This is a genomic window from Pseudoblastomonas aquimaris, from assembly GCF_035481675.1.
GTDB lineage: Bacteria > Pseudomonadota > Alphaproteobacteria > Sphingomonadales > Sphingomonadaceae > Alteriqipengyuania_B.
In genome coordinates this window covers 1,670,273-1,691,173 of the sequence record NZ_JAYJJW010000001.1, presented here as the reverse complement: position 1 = coordinate 1,691,173, position 20,901 = coordinate 1,670,273, and the positions used below count along the sequence as shown (strand labels likewise).

Below are 20,901 nucleotides of genomic sequence, written 5' to 3'. Positions count from 1 at the left end.
TGCGCAAGAAGTCTCGCTTTACCGTGGTTTGCGTTGCGGGCGCGCGTTGCTATGCGCGCTGGCGAGGAGACAAAGAGCCATGCGCGCAACCCCCGATTTCGACTTCCAGCTCGGCGAAGCGGCCGAGACGATTCGCGACAGCGTGGGCCGCTTCGCCGACGAACAGATCGCCCCGCTGGCGGAAAAGGTCGACCGGGAAGACTGGTTTCCCAAGGCGGAACTGTGGCCGGCGATGGGCGAGCTCGGCCTCCACGGCATCACCGTGAGCGAGGAGGACGGCGGCCTCGGCCTCGGCTACCTCGAACACGTCATCGCGGTGGAAGAAGTCAGCCGGGCGAGTGCCAGCGTCGGCCTTTCCTATGGCGCGCATTCCAACCTCTGCGTCAACCAGATCGCGCGCTGGGGCAACGAGGAGCAGAAGGCGAAATACCTGCCGAAACTCATCAGCGGCGAACACGTCGGCTCGCTCGCCATGAGCGAAGCGAGCGCTGGCAGCGACGTCGTGTCGATGAAGGCGAAGGCGGACAAGGTCGAAGGCGGCTATGTCCTCAACGGCACCAAGTTCTGGATCACCAACGCGCCCTATGCCGACACGCTGGTGGTCTATGCCAAGACCGCGCCGGAGGCGGGCAGCCGCGGGATCACCACATTCCTGATCGAAAAGGACTTCGAAGGCTTCTCGATCGGCCAGAAGATCGAAAAGGTCGGCATGCGCGGCAGCCCCACGGCAGAGCTGGTGTTCGACGATTGCTTCGTGCCGGACGAGAATGTGATGGGCCCCGAAAACGGCGGCGTCGGCGTGCTGATGAGCGGGCTGGATTACGAACGCGTGGTGCTTGCAGGCCTGCAACTGGGCGTGATGCAGGCATGCCTCGACACCGTCATCCCCTACCTTCGCGAACGCACCCAGTTCGGCAAGCCGCTCGGCAGTTTCCAGCTGATGCAGGCCAAGGTGGCGGACATGTATGTCGCCCTGCAATCTGCCCGCGCCTACACCTATGCCGTGTCCAAGAGCTGCGATGCGAACAAGACCACCCGCTTCGACGCGGCGGGCGCGATTTTGCTGGCGAGCGAGAACGCGTTCCGCGTGGCCGCCGAAAGCGTGCAGGCGCTGGGCGGCGCAGGCTACACGCTCGACTGGCCGGTGGAGCGGTACATGCGCGATGCGAAGCTGCTCGACATCGGCGCGGGCACGAACGAGATCCGCCGCATGCTGATCGGCCGCGAATTGATCGGGGCGGCGGGATGACCGCGCCGGTCCTCACCTCCACCCTCGACCGCGAAGCGCCTGACGCCAAGGCGCGGTTCGCGCACAACAAGGCGCTGGCCGCAGAGCTGCGCGAGCGTGTCGCCGAGGCTGCGCTGGGCGGCAGCGAGAAGCATCGCGAGCGCCATGTCAGCCGCGGCAAGCTGCTGCCGCGCGAGCGGGTGGAGCGGCTGCTCGATCCCGGCTCGCCCTTTCTCGAAATCGGGCAGCTGGCCGCGAACGGCATGTACGAAGGCGACGTGTCGGGCGCGAGCATGATTGCAGGCATCGGGCGGGTCAGCGGGCGGCAGGTGATGATCGCCTGCAACGACCCCACGGTGAAGGGCGGCAGCTATTACCCGATGACGGTCAAGAAGCACCTGCGCGCGCAGGAGATCGCGCAGGACAACCGCTTGCCGTGCATCTACCTCGTCGACAGCGGCGGGGCGAACCTGCCCTACCAGGCAGAGGTCTTCCCGGACCGCGACCATTTCGGGCGCATCTTCTTCAATCAGGCGAACATGAGCGCGCTGGGCATCCCGCAGATCGCCTGCGTCATGGGCAGCTGCACTGCGGGCGGCGCATACGTGCCTGCCATGTCCGACGAGACGGTGATCGTGCGCAACCAGGGCACGATCTTCCTCGCCGGACCGCCACTTGTGAAGGCAGCGACGGGCGAGGAAATCAGCGCCGAGGACCTCGGCGGCGGCGACCTCCACGCCAAAAAGTCCGGCGTGGTCGACCATCTGGCGGAGAACGACGAGCACGCGCTCACCATCGTGCGCGATATCGTCAGCCACCTTGGCGACAACCATGCGGCGGCCAGGGACGTGGGCCTGCGCGATCCGCGCCCGCCCAAATTCGACGCGGACGATCTCTACGCCCTGATCCCCGACGATGTCCGCGCGCCTTACGACGTGCACGAGGTGATCGCGCGGTTGGTCGACGGCAGCGAATTCCACGAATTCAAGGCCAATTACGGCAGCACGCTAGTCTGCGGTTTCGCGCATATCTGGGGCATGCCGGTGGCGATCCTCGCCAACAACGGCGTGCTGTTCTCCGAAAGCGCGCAGAAGGGTGCGCATTTCATCGAGCTTGCCTGCCAGCGCCGCATCCCGCTGCTGTTCCTCCAGAACATTTCCGGCTTCATGGTCGGCGGGAAATACGAAGCGGAAGGCATCGCCAAGCATGGCGCCAAGCTGGTGACTGCGGTCGCCACCGCCACGGTACCGAAGGTCACCGTGGTCATCGGCGGCAGCTTCGGGGCGGGCAATTACGGCATGTGCGGCCGCGCCTATTCCCCGCGCTTCCTGTTCACCTGGCCCAATGCGCGCATTTCGGTGATGGGCGGGGAGCAGGCTGCCAGCGTGCTCGCCACCGTCCACCGCGACGCCGACAGCTGGACCGACGAACAGGCCGAGGAATTCAAGGCGCCCATCCGCCAGAAATACGAGGACGAGGGCAACCCCTACTACGCCACCGCGCGCCTGTGGGACGACGGCGTGATCGATCCGGTCCAGACGCGCGACGTCCTCGGCCTCGCCTTCGCCGCCACGCTCGAAGCGCCGATCCCCGAACGGCCGCAATTCGGCGTGTTCCGGATGTAGTGGCGGCCTTGCCGACACGCCGCGGTTCTGTGACGCCATTCTCCGGGATCGAGAGGGGGACGGCATGGCGACGAAAGCGCAGCGGGCGACCGACGAAAAATCCGTGAAATTATGGGGCTACGTGCCGCAGGCAATGGATTACATCCTTGCGGCTGGCTGTGTCGCCATGCTCGGCGCGATGTCGCTCGCCCTTTGGCGGGGCCGCGCGGAGCTGGCGCTGGTACCTGTCACCTACCCGGTGCATTTCGGCACATTGGCGATTGCCCTTGCGCTGACGCCGGTCCTGTTGCTGCGCGCCAAGGGAGACAGGGCCCACAGGATCATGGGCTATGTCTGGATCGCCGCCATGGTGACCACTGCGATCGACACGTTCTTCATCCGGGACCTCAACGACGGCGGGTTCAGCCTGATCCATTTGCTCAGCATCCTGACGTTGTTCGTGTGCTGGCGGATTGTCGCAAGCGCACGGGCGGGCAACCACCTGGCCCACCGCGGACACGTGCGAGGCATCGTTATCGGCGCCTTGCTGGTGGCGGGCTTTTTCACCTTCATGTTCAATCGTCTCTTCGCGCAATGGATCGCAATGTAGCGTCTTGGCGGATTGCCGCGCCTCGACGCTTCGCAACTTCGCTCTCCACTGCTAGGCACCCCTCGTAGGGAGAGAAGCGTGTCCGAAAAGCCTGTCCGCAGCCCGTCGTGGCTGTCGCGCATCGTGCGCTGGATCATCGTGCGCATCTTCAAGGCGAAGGGCTGGCGGATCGTAGGCAACCTGCCCGCGCATCTCGACAAATATGTCATCGCCGGTGCGCCGCATTCGTCGAACTGGGATTTCGTGTTCTTCGTCGGCGCCACAGCGGCGGAAGGGGTGAAGCCCGCCTTCATGGGCAAGCACACGCTGTTCAAGGGCATCATGCGCAATTTCATGTTCGACATGGGCGGCGTGCCGATCGACCGCAGCCGCCGCGCCAACGTGGTCGAGCAGGTGGTCGAGGAATACAACCGGCGCAGCGACCTTGCGCTGGTGATCGCGCCGGAAGGGACGCGCAATTCGAACGGCGAATGGCGGTCCGGCTTCTACAACATCGCGGTTGCCGCCGGGGTGCCGATCGTGCCGACCTGGGTGAACCCGCAGGAGCATGTGCTGGGCTTCGGCGAGCCGATCGAGCCGAGCGGCGATTACGGCGCGGACCTGATGAAGATCGCCCGCTTCCTGCGCGATGCCCGCCCCGATTACGATCGCTACAAGGTACTGGAAGCGCAGGCCCAGGCGCTGATCGACGGGGCCGGCTGACTTCGCCTGCGCGCGAGGTCAGGCCGCCTTTCCGGCAGCCGGCGTAACCTCGACATAGGGCCTGACCTTGGCGGCCAGCCGCTCCAGCGTGACGGGCTTGGCGATGTGGCCCTGCATCCCGGCATCAGCGCAGGCCTTCACGTCGTCGGGAAAGGCATTGGCGCTGATCGCCAGGATCGGCAGGCGTTCGGTATCCCACCCCGCCTCGCGCAGGGCGAGGCACGCTTCCAGACCGGTCATCACCGGCATCTGCAAGTCCATCAGGACGAGGGCGTAGGGCGTGCCGGCCGCATCGGCCGCGCGCACCATGTCGACAGCCACTTGCCCGTTTTCCGCAACATCCACCGCCAGGCCCAGCGCGTACCCCATCTTGCCGATCAGCAGCTGGTTGATTTCGTGATCCTCGGCAAGCAGGACGCGGCCGGGCTGCGCTCCCTTCCGGCTTGCCGGCCGCGGCGAGGGCGCCGGCTGGCGGGCGGCGGAACGGGCCGGGGGATGGGCGGGCGCTTGCGGGGGCTCCACCCGGTGCCGCCGCGGCGCGGCCTCGCTCCGCCGGCAGGGGATCGACAGGGTGAACGTGCTGCCGTTGCCTGGCGTGCTATCGACCATCAGCTGCCCGCCGAGCATCCGGGCGAGCTGGCGCCCGATCGGCAGCCCCAGTCCTATGCCGCCCTCTGGCCGCGCGATATTGACCGGAAGCTGGCGGAATTCCTCGAAAATGACCTTGTGCGCGGCCGGGTCGATCCCGATGCCCGTATCGCGCACGGTGATCTTCAGCATCCCGTCCACGGCCTTGGCCGCCACCACGATGAAGCCGCTGTCGGTATAGGTGATGGCGTTGGCGATGAGGTTTTCGACGATCTGCCGCAGGCGGCGCTCGTCGGTCAGGATGGCGGCAGGCACGCTCTCGTCGAGCCTGAGGGACAGCGACAAGTGCTTTTCGCGGGCGCGCTGGCAGCCCCGGTCCACGATGTCCTTCAGCAGCGCAGCGAGATCGGTCGGCGCGACATCGACCGACATCGCGCCGGCCTCCACCTTGGCAAGATCGAGCACGTCGTCGAGGATTTCGGTAATCCGGCCCGCGCTATGCGAAACCTGTGCGAGCGAGCGCAGCAGATTCGGCTCCTCCACTTCGCGCGACAGCATGTCGCTGTAGCCTACCACCGTGGCCGCGGGTTCGCGCAACTGGTGGCTGAGGCGCGAGAGGAAGGCGGCCTTGGCGCGGCTCATCTCATTGGCGCGGTCGCGCTCGGCCTCCACTTCGCTTCGCATCCGGTATTCGCCGCTGCGGTCGGCCAGCATGCCGAACAGGGCGACCGGGTTGCCTTGCGGATCGAGTTCCGGCTGGCCGCGTGCCTCGACATATTTGTGCGTGCCGTCGGCGGCGATCAGGCGGGCGCGGAAAATCCACGGCGTGCCGTTCGCGCGGCCTTCCTCGACATGGGCTGCCACGGTCTCTCGGTCTTCCGGGTGGTAGAAATCGATCGCTTCGGCCAGCGGAGGCGTCTTGCCGGGCTCCAGCCCATGGATGCGGGCGATCCCGTCGGACCAGAACAGTTCGTTGCTTTCCAGGTCCAGCCGCCAGTGGCCGATTTCGGCGATCTCCTCCGTCAGTTCGAGCAGGCGGTTGCGCTCCGCCAGAGTAAGGCTGGCCGACCGCTCGCGTGCGGCGATACGGTCCATTTCCTTGCGCTGCTCCGCCGTCAGCCGCTCGAAGCGCACGCTGCCCTGCAGCCACGCCACCAGCATGCCGCACAGCGCCACTGCCAACACCACACCGTCCCACCGCAGGATGAATTCGCCCACGTTTCTTCTCTCCGTTTCCTGACGCAACCAGCGTTAGGCGAGGGGGCTTTGGCCCATGGCAAACCGCACCATCCGGACTTTTGCGTAGTCGGGCGCGCGCGAAACCGGTCCGATGCAGTGCAGGACGCGGAACAGGGCGCGTCGTCAGGGGTTTAGAAGGCAATCGGGAGGGTTCACCAGGGAGATGAACCCATGGACAATACTACAATCATCGTGATCGCCGCCGTGGCGGTTGTCGTTCTGCTGCTGATCCTGTGGATGGCGATGCGCAAGAAGCGTACGGACGCCCTGCGCGACCAGTATGGCGACGAATACGACCGCACCGTCGAAGACCGCGGAAGCACGGACAAGGCCGAACGCGACCTGATCGAACGGGAAAAGCGGGTCCACCAGTTCGACATCCGCCCGCTCGATGCGGAGGAGCGCGAGCGTTTCACCGGCGAGTGGACCGAAACGAAGGCGCTTTTCGTGGATGCCCCGAACGAAGCGGTGCTGCGCGCAGACCGCCTGCTGACCAATGTCATGCAGACCCGCGGCTTTCCGATGACCGATTTCGACCGTCGATACGAAGACCTGACCGTCGATTACGGCGATGTGGCGCGCCATTACCGCGCCGGCCACGAGATTGCCGATCGCCAGCACGACGCCTCGACCGAGGACCTGCGCCAGGCGCTCAACCACTACGAGAAGCTGTTCGCCGAAATGGTGAGCGGCGGAAAGATCGACCGAGACGGCGACGGTATCGATGACCGCGCCGAGACGCGCCGCGTCGATCGTGACGGCGACGGGGTAGACGACCGCGTGGAGGCAGCGCCTGCCAGCGAGCGTCCCCACACGACCAAGTCGCTTCTGGGCTAAATAGCAGCGTCAATTGCAAACGGCGCGGCAGCGATGCCGCGCCGTTCGTGTACGTCGCTCAGACGTCGAGGTTGGCGACGTTCAGCGCGTTATCCTGGATGAATTCGCGGCGCGGTTCGACCACGTCGCCCATCAGGCGGGTGAAGATCTCGTCCGTCACGTCGGCATCCTCGACCTTCACTTGCAGCAGGGCGCGGTTGTCGGGATCGAGCGTGGTCTCCCACAGCTGTTCCGCGTTCATTTCGCCCAGTCCCTTATAACGCTGCACCGACATGCCCTTGCGCCCGGCGGCAAGGACCGCGTCGAGCAGTTCGGTCGGGCGGGTGATGGTGCCGTCGAGCTTGAAGGCGGGCGCTTCCGCGTCGGTCTCGTCCTCGGCCGCATCGGCCGCCGCTTGCGCTTCGGCTTCGGCGCTGCCGCGCTTCACCAGCCTTGCGGGATTGGCGTAAATATCGCCCAGCCCGGCGACGAGGCCGTGGAGGCGGCGGGCCTCCGCGCTTTCGAGGAACTTGCCTTCGATGAGATGCACGTCGGTCACGCCGCGCCACACCCGGTCGAGCCGCGCGCCATTATCGGTCAGCGTCCCGCTCCATGTCGCTTCGGGGTCGCTCATCTGCATCCGCTCGGCGGCGCGGGTCATCGCGGCCTCGCGCGCATCGCGCGAAGCTGCGGGATCGAACGCCCCGGCCAGCGCCATCGCCTCGATGATCGCCGGATCGTACTTGCGCGGTACGAAGGCGATCAGGTTGCGGATCCGCAGCGCCTGCTCGACCATCGGGCGCAGCTCGGCCTCGTTGTACTCGTCGCTGTCGGACAGCAGGATGCGGTCCTGCAAGCCGCCATCGACCAGGTAGCGGTCCAGCGCGGCCTGGTCCTTCAGGTAAACCTCGCTGCGGCCCTTGCTGACCTTGAACAGCGGCGGCTGGGCGATGAACAGGTGCCCGTTCTTCACGATTTCCGGCATCTGGCGATGGAAGAAGGTGAGCAGCAGCGTGCGGATATGCGCACCGTCGACGTCGGCGTCGGTCATGATCACGATCTTGTGATAGCGCAGCTTGTTGAGATCAAATTCGTCGCGCAGCCCCGTGCCCATCGCCTGGATCAGCGTGCCGACTTCCTTCGATCCGATGATCCGGTCGAACCTTGCGCGTTCCACGTTCAGGATCTTGCCCTTCAGCGGCAGGATCGCCTGAATCTTGCGGTCGCGGCCCTGCTTGGCGCTGCCGCCGGCGGAATCGCCCTCCACCAGGAACAGTTCGCACTGCGCCGGATCGCGGTTCTGGCAATCGGCCAGCTTGCCGGGCAGGCTGGCGATGCTCATCGCGCCCTTGCGGCTCATCTCGCGCGCACGGCGCGCAGCCTCGCGCGCGGCGGCGGCATCGATGATCTTCTGGATGATGGCCTTGGCGTGGGCGGGGTTTTCCTCCAGCCACTCGGTCATCTTCTCGCCCATCAGGCTTTCCAGCGGCTGGCGCACTTCGGAGGAGACCAGCTTGTCCTTCGTCTGGCTGCCGAACTTGGGATCGGGCAGCTTGACGGAGACGATGGCGGTCAGCCCTTCGCGCATATCCTCGCCCGACAGGCTGACCTTTTCCTTCTTCATCAACCCGCTGGCGCTGGCGTAGTTGTTCAGCGTGCGGGTCAGCGCGGCGCGGAATGCGGCCAGGTGGGTGCCGCCGTCACGCTGCGGGATGTTGTTGGTGAAGCACAGGACGTTTTCGTAGTAGCTGTCGTTCCATTCCAGCGCGACGTCGATGCCGATGCCGTCCTTCTCCGCGCTCACCGAAATGGGATCGGGCACCAAGGGCTGCTTGTTGCGATCGAGATAGGACACGAACGCCGCGATGCCGCCTTCGTAGAACAGGTCGTGCTCGGCCACGTCCTCGCCGCGATTGTCGCGCAGCAGGATGCGCACGCCGGAATTGAGGAAGGCAAGCTCGCGGTAGCGATGCTCCAGCTTGTCGAAATCGAAAGTGGTGACGTTCTTGAACGTCTCCGTGCTGGGCATGAAGGTGACGCGGGTGCCCTTCTTCAGGCCGTTATCGTCGCCGTTGCTCGCCACCGGGGGTGCATCGCCCGTGACTTCGAGCGATTTCACCGCCTCGCCATGCTCGAAACGCATTTCGTGGACCTTGCCGTCACGCCAGATGACCAGCTCCAGCCATTCGGACAGCGCGTTTACCACCGACACGCCGACCCCGTGGAGGCCGCCGGACACCTTGTAGGCGTTGTCGTCGCTCGTATTCTCGAACTTTCCGCCGGCGTGCAGCTGGGTCATGATGACCTCCGCCGCGGAGACGCCTTCTTCCTTGTGCATATCCACCGGGATGCCGCGGCCGTTGTCCTCCACGCTGACGCTGCCGTCGGCGTTGAGTTCGATCAGCACCAGGTCGCAGTGCCCGGCCAGCGCCTCGTCGATGGCGTTGTCGGAGACTTCGAAGACCATGTGGTGCAGGCCTGATCCGTCGTCCGTATCGCCGATATACATGCCGGGCCGCTTGCGCACGGCATCGAGGCCCTTCAGGACCTTGATGGAATCGGCGCCGTAGCTGTTGGAATTGCGGGCGTTTTCGCCCGTCTTTTCGCTGTTCTCGTCCATGCCGATTATATAGGCGCTGCGGGGCGGATTACCAAAGCAAACTGCGCCTTTTGCCCACAGCTTGAAGGGGCCGGCGCGGCCATCGGTTACATTTGAAACCACTTGACCGCATGGGGGCCTGCGCGCATCGCTGCGGCCATGCTTTCCGTGCTCGACATCTTCCGCATCGGGATCGGCCCTTCCAGCAGCCATACGGTCGGCCCGATGCGCATCGCGCGCATGTTTGCCGCGGCCGCGCTGCGTTCGAAGAGATGCGCGGACATTGCCCGGGTCACGGTTGAATTGCAGGGCTCGCTGGCGCTGACGGGGGAAGGGCACGGCACGCTCAAGGCGGCTATGCTGGGCCTGATGGGCCACCGGCCAGATCGGCTCGACCCGGACGAGGGGGAGGCGGCGCTGGAAGCCCTCGCGGCCGGCGGCGAGCTGGTCCTGGGCGGCGAATGTGCGCTTCGCTTCGACCCGCGCCGCGACATCGACCTTGCCGGGCACATCATCCCCGATCTCCACCCCAACGGCATGAAGCTGGCCGCGCATGGCGCGGGCGGCGCGGTATTGCTGGAACGGACCTATTATTCCACCGGCGGCGGTTTCGTGGCGAGCGAGAAGCAGCTGCGCACCAAGCCGACCGACGACCGGGTGGAAAGCGAACCCACCCCGTACGAATTCACCTCCGCCGCCGACCTCCTCGCCCTGTGCGACAGCCACGACCGGCCGATCTGCGAGATCGTGCTCGCCAACGAGGATGCGCGGCGCGACCGGGCGCGCACGATGGCCGGGCTCGACCGGATTGCCGAGGCGATGGACCAGTGCATTGAGCGCGGGTTGACCCAGCGCGGCACGCTGCCGGGCGGCCTGAAAGTCGCGCGCCGTGCGCCCGACATGTGGGAAAACCTGTCCGCCAACCCGCTTTCCAACGAACGCGAGCAATTGTTCGATTGGCTCAATTGCTTCGCCATGGCGGTGAACGAGGAGAATGCCGCCGGGGGCCGTGTGGTGACCGCGCCCACCAACGGTGCGGCGGGCATCATCCCGGCGGTGATGCGCTTCTATTGCAAGGATGGGGAGGACCGCGCCTGCCGCGACAGCCGCCGCAAGTTCTTGTTGACCGCGGGCGCGATCGGCCTGCTTTACAAGCAGCGCGCCAGCATTTCGGGCGCCGAAATGGGCTGCCAGGGCGAAGTGGGCGTCGCCTGTTCGATGGCGGCGGGCGGCCTCGCGGCCCTGTGGGGCGGCACGCCGGCGCAAGTCGCCAGCGCGGCGGAAATCGGCATGGAGCACAACCTCGGCCTGACCTGCGATCCCGTGGGCGGGCTGGTGCAGGTGCCGTGCATCGAACGCAATGCCATCGGCGCCGTGAAGGCGGTCAACGCCGCGCGCCTCGCCCTCCATCGCACCGGCGCGGAAAGCTGCGTCAGCCTGGACCAGGTGATCGAGACGATGCGGCAGACGGGGATCGACATGTCGAGCAAGTACAAGGAAACCAGCCAGGGCGGGCTGGCGGTGAACGTCATCGAATGCTGACGGTCCTTGCCGTCGTCCTGGTGGTGTCCGGCGCGTTGATCGCCGGGGCCGTGTGGGGCGTGTACGGCAAGCTGTCCGGACGGCTCGAAGGGTTTCTCGTCGCGCTTGCGGGCGGGGCCTTGCTGCTTTCCGTAACGAGCGAGCTGATCCAGCCTTCTGTCGAACGCGGCGGGCTGTTCCCGGCCATGCTGGGGGTGGCGGCAGGCGCCATCGTGTTCACCGTGTGCGATTACCTGATCGACGAGAAATGGGGCGAGAAATCTGGCGGGGGCCTGCTCGCCGCGATCACGCTGGACGGAATACCGGAGAACCTGGCGCTCGGCGTGGCGCTGATCGGGGCCGGCGGGCTGGAAGTCGCGGCGCTCGCCGGGTCGATCCTGCTGTCGAACCTGCCCGAAGCGGCGGGCGGCGCGCGCGAGATGGCCGAGAGCGGACGGGCGAAGGGCAAGGTCGTGGGCCTGTGGGCCGGGACCGCGCTGCTCCTGTCCATGGCCGCCATCGCGGGCTATCTCGCGCTCGACACTGTCGGGGAAGAGGCGCTGGCGATCATCCGCTGCTTCGCCGCCGGGGCCGTTGTCGCAAGCCTTGCCACCGAAGTCTTTCCGAAGGCCTATCGCGAAGACAGCCATCTTGCCGGCGTGGCCACCGCGCTTGGCGTCATCCTCGCCTTCGGCCTCGGCAGCCTTGGCGGCGGCTAGACACCCGGCGGGCGATCGGTAGTCTGGCACCGCATGCCGCATCCCGTCGATCTTTCCGCGCCTTTCGGCAGTTTCCCCGCCGCAATCGCCTCGATCGCTGCCGCGCAGGGAGAGGATACCGCCCTGCGCGACCATGGCGGGGATCTATCGTGGCGCGACCTTGCCGACCGGGTCGAGCGGATCGCCGCCCGGTTGCAGGACAGCGGGCTTGAGCGGGGGCAGGCGGTCGCGATCCTCGGCACGTCGTCCATCGCCTATGCGCTGGTCTTCCTTGCTGCCGTGCGTGCGGGCGGGGTCGCCGCGCCGCTGACCACCAGCGCCTCGCCTGCGCAGCTTGCCGCCATGCTCGCCGACAGCGGCGCGCGGCACCTCTTCATCGACCGGGGCAAGCTGGCAGAGCTGGGCGAGGCGTTCGGCGGCGACTGCGAGCGTATCGTGCTGGGCGAAGGGCTGGACGACTGGATGGCCCCGCAAGGCATGTATGCGCAGCCCTTCGCGCCCGAGCCGGGCGATCCGTTCAACATCATCTATTCCAGCGGGACCACGGGGACGCCGAAGGGCATCGTCCACTCGCACGCCATGCGCTGGCGGCAATTCGCGCCGACCGCGGCATCCTATCTGGGCGCGGGGATCGCGGTGCGCTCGCTCGCGTCCACGCCGCTTTATTCGAACACCACCATGGTCGGCTTCCTGCCCGTGTTGCTCGCGGGCGGCACGGTGCGGATCATGGGCAAGTTCGACGCGGCGCGCTGGCTCGCCCATGCGCAGGCGGATCGCACGACCATCGCAATGCTGGTGCCGGTCCAGTACAGCCGCCTGCTGGCAGAGCCGGACTTCGACCGGGCCGACCTGTCCGCCCTGCGCATCAAGTACTGCACCAGCGCGCCGTTCTCCGCCGAACTGAAGGCGCAGGTGCTGCGCCGGATGCCGGGCGGGCTGATCGAGATCTATTCCATGACCGAAGGCGGGGTGGTCTGCCTGCTACCGTGCCACGAATTCCCGGACAAGCTCCACACTGTCGGCAGGCCGGCCCCGGGAAGCGAACTGAAGGTGCTCGACGAAGCGGACAATCCCGTCCCGCCCGGCACGCCCGGCAACCTCGTCGGCCGGTCGCACACGATGATGTCGGGCTATCGCGGCAGGCCGGAAGCCACGGCCGAAGCATACTGGACCGATCCCGCCACCGGCGAAACGTGGCAGCGCATGGGCGATATCGGCCGCGTCGATGCGGACGGTTTCGTGGAGCTGGTGGGACGCGCGAAGGACATGATCATCTCCGGCGGCTTCAATATCTATCCCAGCGACCTCGAGGCCGAACTCGAGCGCGAGGACGCCGTCATCGAGGCAGCGGTGGTCGGCATCGAGAGCGAACGCTGGGGCGAAACGCCGGTGGGCTTCGCGGTGCTGGAACAGGGCGGGGACGCGCAGGCAGTGCTGGATGCGGTCAATGCGCGGCTGGGCAAGACCCAGCGGCTTTCCGCGCTCCATGCCATCGACGCGATGCCGCGCAGCCATATCGGCAAGCTGCTGAAGACCGAACTGCGCGAGGAAGCGAAGCGGCTGCAGGATTGAGCTGGCTGGAAGGTATGGCGGCGGCACCGGGACGGGTGCCGCCGCATCTCCTTGGGTAGCGCCCCGCCGGCTGGGGGAGAGGGGTGCCGGGGACACGGGCCCTAGGGGGAGAGAGTGGCCGGTGTCGCTGCGGCGAGCCGCGGTGCGCTGGAGTTGCCCCCATCTAGTTCGCTGCAGCGCACCATACAAACGCGATAACTGCATTATCCGTTGCAAGAAACGCAACATTCAAGGCGGCCTGCGGTGTCGGAACGGTTTACAACCCGCTAACCTCATTTGCGCCTGCTTCCGCCCGTTAACCGTGACAAACCCCGGAAATCCGCGGTTTTCCGCAATCTGGCACGCGCCGTGCTTAACCATTGCTGTAACCGCCGCTGAGGGCAGATCTGCGGCACAGGACGGAAGACAGGGGAAGTACCATGAAAACATTCAAACTGACCGCACTGGCCGGTGCCGCCGCAATGGCGATGACCGCAATGCCCGCAGCTGCCGACATCATCACCTACGATGTCAGCGACGCCACTTCGGGCAGCTGTTCGCACGGCCTGTGGACCAACAACACCCGCAGCGGCTGCGCGAAGTATTTCTCGTTCCAGGACGGCACCACCTTCACGCTGGACACGGACGCCGGCACCGGCACCTTCACCGGCACGGCAATTAACAGCCTGGGTGAAACCGCGATCCTCGACCTGTCGCTTTCGGGCTATCTCGATGCGCTGAACAGCGGCTTCGACTACAAGGCCGGCGGTGGCGCCTATGACGCCGCGACGCAGGACTTCTTCACCAGCGCAGCCGGCACGATCAAGATCGGCAACAAGACCTACACGCTGAACCCGCACGACCCGCTGGCCGGCAACACGACTTTCCAGTTCGGTGACGGCGCCAACGACAAGACGGGCGATTTCGGCGGTTCGGCGTGGCTCAACGTCCTTCACCCGTGGGGCTATCAGCTGCCGCACTGGGACATCAATTTCGACCTGACGAAGCGCCCGACCGAAGTTCCCGCTCCCGGCGGTGTCGCCCTCTTCGGTCTTGGTCTGATGGGCCTGTGGGCCGGCAGCAAGCGTCGCCGCAAGGTCGCTGCCGCCTAAGCGATCGGTTTCGGACTCGGTACCCGGAACACATCACAGGCCGGGCGGGGAGCGATCCCCGCCCGGTTTGCGTTTGCGGCCTGCAATTCCGCCCCGCCCGGCGTCGCCCGCGATGGTTAGGCGGGCATTAGGCTTTTTGCGTTACGCACCGGCGCCATGAAGACTTTCGCATTCGCCCGCATAATCGCTCCAGGCCTGCTGCTGGCCACCGCCGCCTGCGGCCTCGGCGGAGGCGATCCGCTCGCCAACGCCGAAGAGGCGTTCGCGGAGCGCGACTACCACGCCGCGCGGCTGGAGCTCGCCAAGGCGCTGAAGGAAACGCCGGACGACCAGCGCGCGCTCTATCTCAACGCCAAGACGCTGCTCGCCCTCGGCGACGGGGTATCCGCGCGCTACGCCATTTCGAAACTGGCGGCGGACGGGCCCTATGCGGCGGAAAAGCCGCTGCTGCTGGGCGAAGCGGCGCTGGCAGAGCAGAAATTCGACGAGGCATTGCGCCATGCCGAGGAAGGCGATGGTCCGGAAGCGGCACGGATTGCGACGCTCGCGCTGATGCAGCTCGACCGGCCCGCCGAAGGGATCGCGCGTCTAGAAGCCGGCATCGCCGCCCATCCCGGCGACGCGCGCCTCCTCGCCCTGCGCGGCGCGCTGGCGCTGGCCGAACGCAAGCTGTCGCTGGCGAAGGATTATTCCGCGCGTGCGCTGGCCGCGGATGGCGAGGCGCTCGATGCGCTGATGCTCGCCGGGCAATTGCGCGTGATGCGCCAGGATTACGCCGGTGCGCGCGAATTCTATGCCCGCGCCGTTGAGCACAACCCTTCCAGTCTCGATGCCCTGTTCGCGCTCGCCGCTACAGAGGCCGACCGCGGCGAAGGAGAGGCGGCGCGCAAGCTGCTGGACGACGTGCTGGCCCGCGCTCCGGGCCATCCGCTCGCCGTGCTGCTGCAGGCCAAGCTCGACTTTGCGGACGGCAAGCTCGACCCGGTCCGCGCCACGCTGCGCCAGAACGAGCGCCTGCTGGCGGAGCTGCCCGAAGGCCGGCTGCTAATGGGCGAGGTCGCCCATCTCGACGGGCTGCACCAGCAGGCCATCGCCCATTTGCGCGAAGTGCTGAAAGCCTATCCCGGCCATGCGCAGGCCAGCACCGTGCTCGCCCAGTCTTTCGACGCGACTGGCGAGAAGGCAGAGGCGTTTGCGACCATCCGCCCGATTGCCGATCGCGCCACCGCCAGTCCTCAGGCGCTCGCGCTGGCATCGCGGCTGGCCGATTCGACCGGCGCCGACAACCCTTACAAGGCGCGCCGCGCGCTCCAGCGTGACGGTGAATATGTCGCCCTGCTGCGCACCGCCGACCGCGCGCTCTCCAACGGCGAGAATGAGAAGGCCGCATCGCAGTACGACACGCTGCGCGCCCGCGGCGGTGACGGCGACCCGCTGGTGCTCAACAACGCCGCGGTCGCGCTCGACCGGCTGGGGCGCAAGGGGGAGGCATTCTCGCTTGCCCAGCGGGCCCATGCCCTCACGCCCGACGATCCGCAGGTGCAGGACACGCTCGGCTGGACGATGCTGCGCGCTGGCGGCAACAAGGCGCGCGCGCTTTCGCTGATCCGGTCCGCCAGCAATGCCGTGCCGGGCAACCTGCAGATCCGCTGGCACCTCGCCAACGCGCTGGCGGAGAACGGCCAGCGCGCCGAGGCGAAACGGCTGATCGCCGATATCCGCGAATTCGCCGCGCCGCAGCAACGCGCCGAATTCGACCGCCTGCTCGCCCGGCTCTAGCTTCGGGATAACCCTGCCGGTGCACCGGGCCGCGTGCTGGACAAGCGCGCGCGGCCCCGCGTAAGTGCGCCCATGCAGCACGACCATCTCCCCGATTCCGTCCTGATCGTCGACTTCGGCAGCCAGGTGACCCAGCTCATCGCCCGCCGTGTGCGCGAGGCCGGGGTCTATTCCGAAATCGCGCCGTTCAGCATGGCCGAAGAAGCGTTCGAGCGGATGCAGCCCAAGGGCATCATCCTGTCGGGCTCGCCGGCCAGCGTGCCCGACGATGGCAGCCCCCGCGCGCCGGAGGTGCTGTTCGAGGCGGGCGTCCCGATCCTCGGCATCTGTTACGGCCAGCAGGTGATGAGCCACCAATTGGGCGGCGAAGTGCGGCCGGGCCACGAAACCGGCGAAGGCGGCGAATTCGGCCGCGCCTTCCTGACCGTTACGAAGTCCTGCGCCCTGTTCGACGGCCTGTGGGCCGAAGGCGAGCGCCACCAGGTGTGGATGAGCCACGGCGACAAGGTCACGCAATTCGCACCCGGTTTCGAGATCGTCGCCACCAGCGACGGCGCGCCCTTTGCCGTGATCGCGGACGAGGCACGGCAGTTCTACGGCACGCAGTTCCACCCGGAGGTGGTCCACACGCCCGACGGCGGCAAGCTGCTCGCCAATTTCGTGCACAAGGTCTGCGGCTTGGCGGGCGACTGGACGATGGCCGCCTATCGCGACACCAAGGTCCGCGAAATCCGCGATCAGGTGGGGGACGGCAAGGTCATCTGCGGCCTTTCCGGCGGGGTCGACAGCTCGGTTGCCGCCATCCTGATCCACGAGGCGATCGGCGACCAGCTCACCTGCGTTTTCGTCGACCACGGCCTCCTGCGCCTCAACGAGCGCGAGCAGGTCGAGACCCTGTTCCGCGACCATTACAACATCCCGCTGGTGGTGGTGGACGCGGAGGAACGCTTCATGGCTGGCCTCGAAGGCGTCACCGACCCGGAAAGGAAGCGCAAGTTCATCGGCGGCGAATTCATCGCCGTGTTCGAGGAAGAAGCGAAGAAGCTCGGCGGCGCGGACTTCCTCGCGCAAGGGACGCTCTACCCCGACGTGATCGAGAGCGTCAGTTTCACCGGCGGGCCGAGCGTGACGATCAAGAGCCACCACAATGTCGGCGGCCTGCCCGAACGCATGAACATGAAGCTGGTCGAACCCTTGCGCGAACTGTTCAAGGACGAGGTCCGCGAACTGGGCCGCGAGCTGGGCCTCAACGACCAGTTCGTCGGCCGCCACCCGTTCCCCGGCCCCGGGCTTGCCATCCGCATCCCGGGCGAAGTGACGAAGGAACGCTGCGACATCCTGCGAAAGGCGGACGCGATCTATCTCGAAGAAATCCGCAATGCGGGCCTCTACGACGCGATCTGGCAGGCCTTTGCCGTGCTGCTGCCGGTGAAGACCGTGGGCGTGATGGGCGACGCGCGCACCTATGACAGCGTGTGCGGCCTTCGCGCCGTGACCAGCACCGACGGCATGACGGCGGACGTCTATCCCTTCGACGCGGCCTTCCTGACCGGCTGCGCGACCCGCATCGTCAACGAGGTGCAGGGCGTGAACCGCGTGGTCTACGACTATACCAGCAAGCCGCCGGGCACGATCGAGTGGGAATAGTCTGACGTGTCGCTCGCCATCGCCCTTTCCCTGAGCGCGAGCGCGTCTGCGGCGCAGGAGGTCCCGTTCGCCTACGCGGAGCTCGGCGCAGACGGGCGGATCGAACGCGGCGTCGAAGGCGGCTATCGCGACGGTGCGCTATTCGAAGCGGGGTCGATCACCAAGTTCGCCTGCACGCTGGCGACACTGCGGCTGCACGATCGCGGCACGCTAGACATCGATGCCACGCTGGGCGCGCTGCTGCCCGCATTCGCCGATACGCCGATTGCGCCCGTCACCTTGCGACAGGTGCTCCAGAGCCGCAGCGGCCTCGCCGACGGGCTCATTCCCGCATTCCAGTCCGACCCCGAAACCGTGTTTGCGACGCCCGACGCAGTGGCCGCCATCCGCGCCTTTGCCGCCGGCGAACCGGCATTCGTGCCGGGCAGCGAATGGTCCTACGACCTCGTCAACTGGATCGTGGTGCAAGCCGTGATCGAGGCGAAAACCGGGCGCCCGGTCGGCGATGTCGTGGAGGATCTGGTGCTGCGGCCGGCGGGCATGGGCAGCAGCCGCATCTTTACAGGCACCATCGGCGCGGATGCGCAGGCCCCGGTGGAAGAAAGCACACCGATCCCGGCATTCCTCACCTGCGCCGGGGGTCTCGCGACAACGCCCACGGACCTCATCGCCCTCGCGCGCTTCCCACATTGGGGCGGCTTGTCGGCCAGCTCTCTCGCCGCCCTGACCACCGTGACCACGCCCGAAGAAGGCTATACGCTCGGCGGGCGCTACGCCGACCCGGCCGGGCAAGGCGGCACGTGGATGAGCTGGCAGAGCGGCAGCAACGGCGCCTACAAGTCCCTCGTCACCTACGACCCGGCCAGCGACACCGGTTTCGCGGCCATGACCGCCGCCGACGACACCGCCACACTCGACGCCGCACGCGAGGCTTGGCTGGAAGCCCGATAGGCCTCGGTCTTGTCGATGGCGGATGCCGCCGCCACATCGTACCGGTGCAACTCCCCCTCGGCCCCGATCCGCGCACTGACGTGCTGCGCCGCCTGCAGGCGTTGCTTGTACAGCGCTTCGGGCGGATCGAGCGGGCGGCGGCGGAGTGGCGGCGGCCGGAGTGGGTGCTGGTGCAGGGCGTCATCGGGGCGCGGACGAAGTCCCCGGTGTCGAATGCTGCGACCGACCGGCTGCTGGCGCGGTGGGGCAGCTGGGAGGCGGTGGCGCAGGCGCCGCTCGAGGAGTTGCAGGCCGAGCTCTCCACCCAGACCTATCCCGCCATTGCCGCCGAGCGCTTGAAGGCGAGCCTGTCCGCTTTGGTCGAACAGCGCGGCGCGGTCGACCTGTCGCACCTTGCGGAATTGGAAACCGGTGCGGCGATGGACTGGCTAGAGCGGCTGCCCGGCATCGGGCGCAAGATCGCGGCAGGAATCATGAACGCCTCCACGCTGGACCGCCGTGCCATCGTGCTCGACGGGCATCACACGCGTATCCTCCAGCGCATGGGCCTCGTCCCTCCGAAGGCCGACACGAAGCGCGCCTTCGATGCGATTATGCCCGCCATGCCGGAGGAATGGTCAGGCGCCGAATTCGACGAGCATCACCTGCTGATGAAGAAGCTGGGCCAGACTTGGTGTCGCCCGTCGGCCCCCCAATGCGGCAAGTGCCCCGCGCAATCGCTGTGCGAAACGGGGCGCAAGCGCGCAGTTTGAGCATGCGCCTCATTGCCGGACGAAGACGTTCTGGCCTGCGGTCAACGAAATCAGGCCGTCGGCGTCGACGCCGATGACGATTTCCTGCGCATCCTCCGGATCGATGAACACGGTCGGCGCGATCTGTACCAGCCTGAAAGTCTGGCCGTCGGGCAGCGATCCGGCGAGGTCCGCGCCGTCCACCGTGATCGTAACGAGCGGGCCGCTGCCGTCCGGCATCCGGTATTCGCCGGCAATCGCTTCGAGCGCCGCTTGTGCCGATGGATAGCGGGTCAGGCCGCGCTGCTCACCGCCCGGCCAGCCATAGGTCCGCGCCGCCGTCCGCGTGACGTCCGCCAGCAGGGGCCAGGCGCTTTCGGACACCGCCATCGCCACGATCATGTCGCCCGTTTCGGGATAGGCGACGAAATTCGATTTGTAGCCGTAATTCGATCCCGAATGGCCGATGGAGAGGACGCCGTCCGTATTGCCCACGCCGATGCCGAGCCCGTAATCGTTCGCCACCGGCTGCAGCATCTCGCGCGCGAGGACCGCGGGCAGGGCCGCGTCCGGCTCCCCGCGGTGGGCATCGATCAGGGCCTTGGCAAACAGCGCGTAATCGCCTGGCGTGGTCCACAGCGAGGCGGCGGCCATTTCCGGGTAAACGTTCCACCCGCCCGCGATCGGGCTTCCGGCATAGACGAAGCCTTCGGCGACGTTGCGGCGCGGGAAATCGTCCCGGCGGTCGGCGGAAAAGAGGCTGCGCCGCATACCGACCGGGCCGAGGACGAGGCGCTCCATCAGCGCGGGGAAATCCTCGCCGCTCACTTGCTCCGCCCATAGCTGCGCGATGGTGTAGCCGCCGCCCGAATAGCGATACTCGCCCATCAATTCTTCGCTCAGAACGACCATGCCGGTGTTCGTCGGCCCGTCGCCCATCACAACCTGCGCCGTGCTCGGCACCTCGGCGTCCGCCGCATATCCCGGGAAGCCGGGCACCGCCGCGCCGTTGGTGTGCGACAGCAGGCCGCGCAGGGTAATCGGTACGCCGTCGGGGTTGATCCTTGCAAGGTCCAGCCCGGCGAGGTCGCCGCTGATGTCCTCATCGAGCGAGACGCCGCGCTCCATTGCGAGCAGCACGATCCCGGCGGCCGCCACGGCCTTTGAAAGCGAAGCCGCCTGGAACAGCGTATCGGTATCGAGCCCCTCGCCATAGGCTTCGGCCCACGCCGGCTCGCCGCCGCGATACACCGCGACGCTGGCCGACGGGACGCCGAGCTTGGCCATCCGTGCTTCGAGCGTGGAGGCGTTATCCTCTTCCCCGGCGAACGCCACGGGCAGGACGATGCGCTGCTCGATCTCGGCCTGAGCATCGGCATCTTCCTGCGCGAACGCAGAGCTCATCGTGGAGGCAAGGGCGATGGGGGCGAGCAGCCAGCGGGTCGTGATCATGCAGGCTCTATCGCAAGAGTGTGTTGCAAATGCAATACACGCGCCCGGCTGT

General features: G+C 66.9%; 16 protein-coding genes. 13 read left to right on the top strand and 3 right to left on the bottom strand.

Annotated features, from left to right (window positions below):
* The first annotated feature begins 79 nt into the window (after positions 1-79).
* From VCJ71_RS08420 to VCJ71_RS08405, 4 genes are all read left to right on the top strand, one after another.
* The gene (locus VCJ71_RS08420; RefSeq protein ID WP_324640461.1) at positions 80-1,249 is read left to right on the top strand and encodes an acyl-CoA dehydrogenase family protein; all 1,170 of its coding nucleotides are present in this window, start codon (positions 80-82) and stop codon (positions 1,247-1,249) included.
* Positions 1,246-2,853: a carboxyl transferase domain-containing protein gene (locus VCJ71_RS08415; protein ID WP_324640459.1), complete on the top strand. Its 1,608-nt coding sequence runs from the start codon at positions 1,246-1,248 to the stop codon at positions 2,851-2,853. Before VCJ71_RS08420 ends, VCJ71_RS08415 begins: the two co-directional genes overlap by 4 nt.
* Before the next feature lie 64 nt (positions 2,854-2,917).
* Positions 2,918-3,442 carry a DUF2306 domain-containing protein gene (locus tag VCJ71_RS08410; protein ID WP_324640457.1) on the top strand — a complete coding sequence of 175 codons (525 nt, stop codon included), beginning with the start codon at positions 2,918-2,920 and terminating at the stop codon, positions 3,440-3,442.
* Between the two features lie 78 nt (positions 3,443-3,520).
* Positions 3,521-4,144 carry a 1-acyl-sn-glycerol-3-phosphate acyltransferase gene (locus VCJ71_RS08405; RefSeq protein ID WP_324640455.1) on the top strand — a complete coding sequence of 208 codons (624 nt, stop codon included), beginning with the start codon at positions 3,521-3,523 and terminating at the stop codon, positions 4,142-4,144.
* Between the two features lie 18 nt (positions 4,145-4,162).
* Here the strand turns inward: VCJ71_RS08405 and VCJ71_RS08400 are convergent, their stop codons facing one another.
* Positions 4,163-5,950 carry a PAS domain-containing hybrid sensor histidine kinase/response regulator gene (locus tag VCJ71_RS08400; protein WP_324640453.1) on the bottom strand — a complete coding sequence of 596 codons (1,788 nt, stop codon included), beginning with the start codon at positions 5,948-5,950 and terminating at the stop codon, positions 4,163-4,165.
* A 192-nt stretch (positions 5,951-6,142) separates the two neighbouring features.
* Here VCJ71_RS08400 and VCJ71_RS08395 point away from each other — a divergent pair, with 192 nt between their 5' ends.
* Positions 6,143-6,808, top strand: coding sequence for a hypothetical protein (locus VCJ71_RS08395; protein ID WP_324640452.1), 666 nt, complete (start codon positions 6,143-6,145; stop codon positions 6,806-6,808).
* 58 nt (positions 6,809-6,866) lie between these two features.
* Here VCJ71_RS08395 and gyrB read toward each other — a convergent pair whose 3' ends face one another.
* Complete coding sequence (gyrB, locus tag VCJ71_RS08390) at positions 6,867-9,407, bottom strand: DNA topoisomerase (ATP-hydrolyzing) subunit B (RefSeq protein WP_324640451.1); 2,541 nt, start codon at positions 9,405-9,407, stop codon at positions 6,867-6,869.
* Between the two features lie 138 nt (positions 9,408-9,545).
* Here gyrB and VCJ71_RS08385 point away from each other — a divergent pair, with 138 nt between their 5' ends.
* The 8 genes from VCJ71_RS08385 (at position 9,546) to VCJ71_RS08350 (ending at position 19,418) form a co-directional block, all read left to right on the top strand.
* Positions 9,546-10,928 carry an L-serine ammonia-lyase gene (locus VCJ71_RS08385; protein ID WP_324640449.1) on the top strand — a complete coding sequence of 461 codons (1,383 nt, stop codon included), beginning with the start codon at positions 9,546-9,548 and terminating at the stop codon, positions 10,926-10,928.
* Complete coding sequence (locus VCJ71_RS08380; protein ID WP_324640448.1) at positions 10,922-11,626, top strand: ZIP family metal transporter; 705 nt, start codon at positions 10,922-10,924, stop codon at positions 11,624-11,626. The genes VCJ71_RS08385 and VCJ71_RS08380 overlap by 7 nt, the downstream gene beginning before the upstream one ends.
* Before the next feature lie 33 nt (positions 11,627-11,659).
* The gene (locus tag VCJ71_RS08375; RefSeq protein ID WP_324640446.1) at positions 11,660-13,198 is read left to right on the top strand and encodes a class I adenylate-forming enzyme family protein; all 1,539 of its coding nucleotides are present in this window, start codon (positions 11,660-11,662) and stop codon (positions 13,196-13,198) included.
* Between the two features lie 419 nt (positions 13,199-13,617).
* Positions 13,618-14,289 (top strand): PEP-CTERM sorting domain-containing protein, encoded by a 672-nt coding sequence (locus tag VCJ71_RS08370; RefSeq protein ID WP_324640444.1) that lies wholly within the window; start codon positions 13,618-13,620, stop codon positions 14,287-14,289.
* A 156-nt stretch (positions 14,290-14,445) separates the two neighbouring features.
* Positions 14,446-16,068, top strand: a complete 1,623-nt coding sequence (locus VCJ71_RS08365; protein WP_324640442.1) for a tetratricopeptide repeat protein — start codon at positions 14,446-14,448, stop codon at positions 16,066-16,068.
* A 72-nt stretch (positions 16,069-16,140) separates the two neighbouring features.
* On the top strand, positions 16,141-17,715 hold the full coding sequence (guaA, locus tag VCJ71_RS08360; protein WP_324640440.1) for a glutamine-hydrolyzing GMP synthase: 1,575 nt from the start codon (positions 16,141-16,143) through the stop codon (positions 17,713-17,715).
* A gap of 6 nt (positions 17,716-17,721) precedes the next feature.
* Positions 17,722-18,666 carry a serine hydrolase domain-containing protein gene (locus VCJ71_RS08355; protein ID WP_324640439.1) on the top strand — a complete coding sequence of 315 codons (945 nt, stop codon included), beginning with the start codon at positions 17,722-17,724 and terminating at the stop codon, positions 18,664-18,666.
* Positions 18,667-18,710: 44 nt separating this feature from the next.
* Positions 18,711-19,418, top strand: a complete 708-nt coding sequence (locus VCJ71_RS08350) for an endonuclease III domain-containing protein (protein ID WP_324640437.1) — start codon at positions 18,711-18,713, stop codon at positions 19,416-19,418.
* A gap of 9 nt (positions 19,419-19,427) precedes the next feature.
* Here VCJ71_RS08350 and VCJ71_RS08345 read toward each other — a convergent pair whose 3' ends face one another.
* The gene (locus VCJ71_RS08345; RefSeq protein ID WP_324640435.1) at positions 19,428-20,849 is read right to left on the bottom strand and encodes a serine hydrolase domain-containing protein; all 1,422 of its coding nucleotides are present in this window, start codon (positions 20,847-20,849) and stop codon (positions 19,428-19,430) included.
* Positions 20,850-20,901: the final 52 nt, after the last annotated feature.

Coding starts and splice junctions, on each gene's coding strand:
- VCJ71_RS08410 (WP_324640457.1), top strand. CDS start 2,918: ATGGCGACGAAAGCGCAGCGGGCGACCGACGAAAAATCCGTGAAATTA.
- guaA (WP_324640440.1), top strand. CDS start 16,141: ATGCAGCACGACCATCTCCCCGATTCCGTCCTGATCGTCGACTTCGGC.
- VCJ71_RS08395 (WP_324640452.1), top strand. CDS start 6,143: ATGGACAATACTACAATCATCGTGATCGCCGCCGTGGCGGTTGTCGTT.
- VCJ71_RS08385 (WP_324640449.1), top strand. CDS start 9,546: ATGCTTTCCGTGCTCGACATCTTCCGCATCGGGATCGGCCCTTCCAGC.
- VCJ71_RS08415 (WP_324640459.1), top strand. CDS start 1,246: ATGACCGCGCCGGTCCTCACCTCCACCCTCGACCGCGAAGCGCCTGAC.
- VCJ71_RS08375 (WP_324640446.1), top strand. CDS start 11,660: ATGCCGCATCCCGTCGATCTTTCCGCGCCTTTCGGCAGTTTCCCCGCC.
- VCJ71_RS08365 (WP_324640442.1), top strand. CDS start 14,446: ATGAAGACTTTCGCATTCGCCCGCATAATCGCTCCAGGCCTGCTGCTG.
- VCJ71_RS08345 (WP_324640435.1), bottom strand. CDS start 20,849: ATGATCACGACCCGCTGGCTGCTCGCCCCCATCGCCCTTGCCTCCACG.
- VCJ71_RS08370 (WP_324640444.1), top strand. CDS start 13,618: ATGAAAACATTCAAACTGACCGCACTGGCCGGTGCCGCCGCAATGGCG.
- VCJ71_RS08380 (WP_324640448.1), top strand. CDS start 10,922: ATGCTGACGGTCCTTGCCGTCGTCCTGGTGGTGTCCGGCGCGTTGATC.
- gyrB (WP_324640451.1), bottom strand. CDS start 9,407: ATGGACGAGAACAGCGAAAAGACGGGCGAAAACGCCCGCAATTCCAAC.
- VCJ71_RS08420 (WP_324640461.1), top strand. CDS start 80: ATGCGCGCAACCCCCGATTTCGACTTCCAGCTCGGCGAAGCGGCCGAG.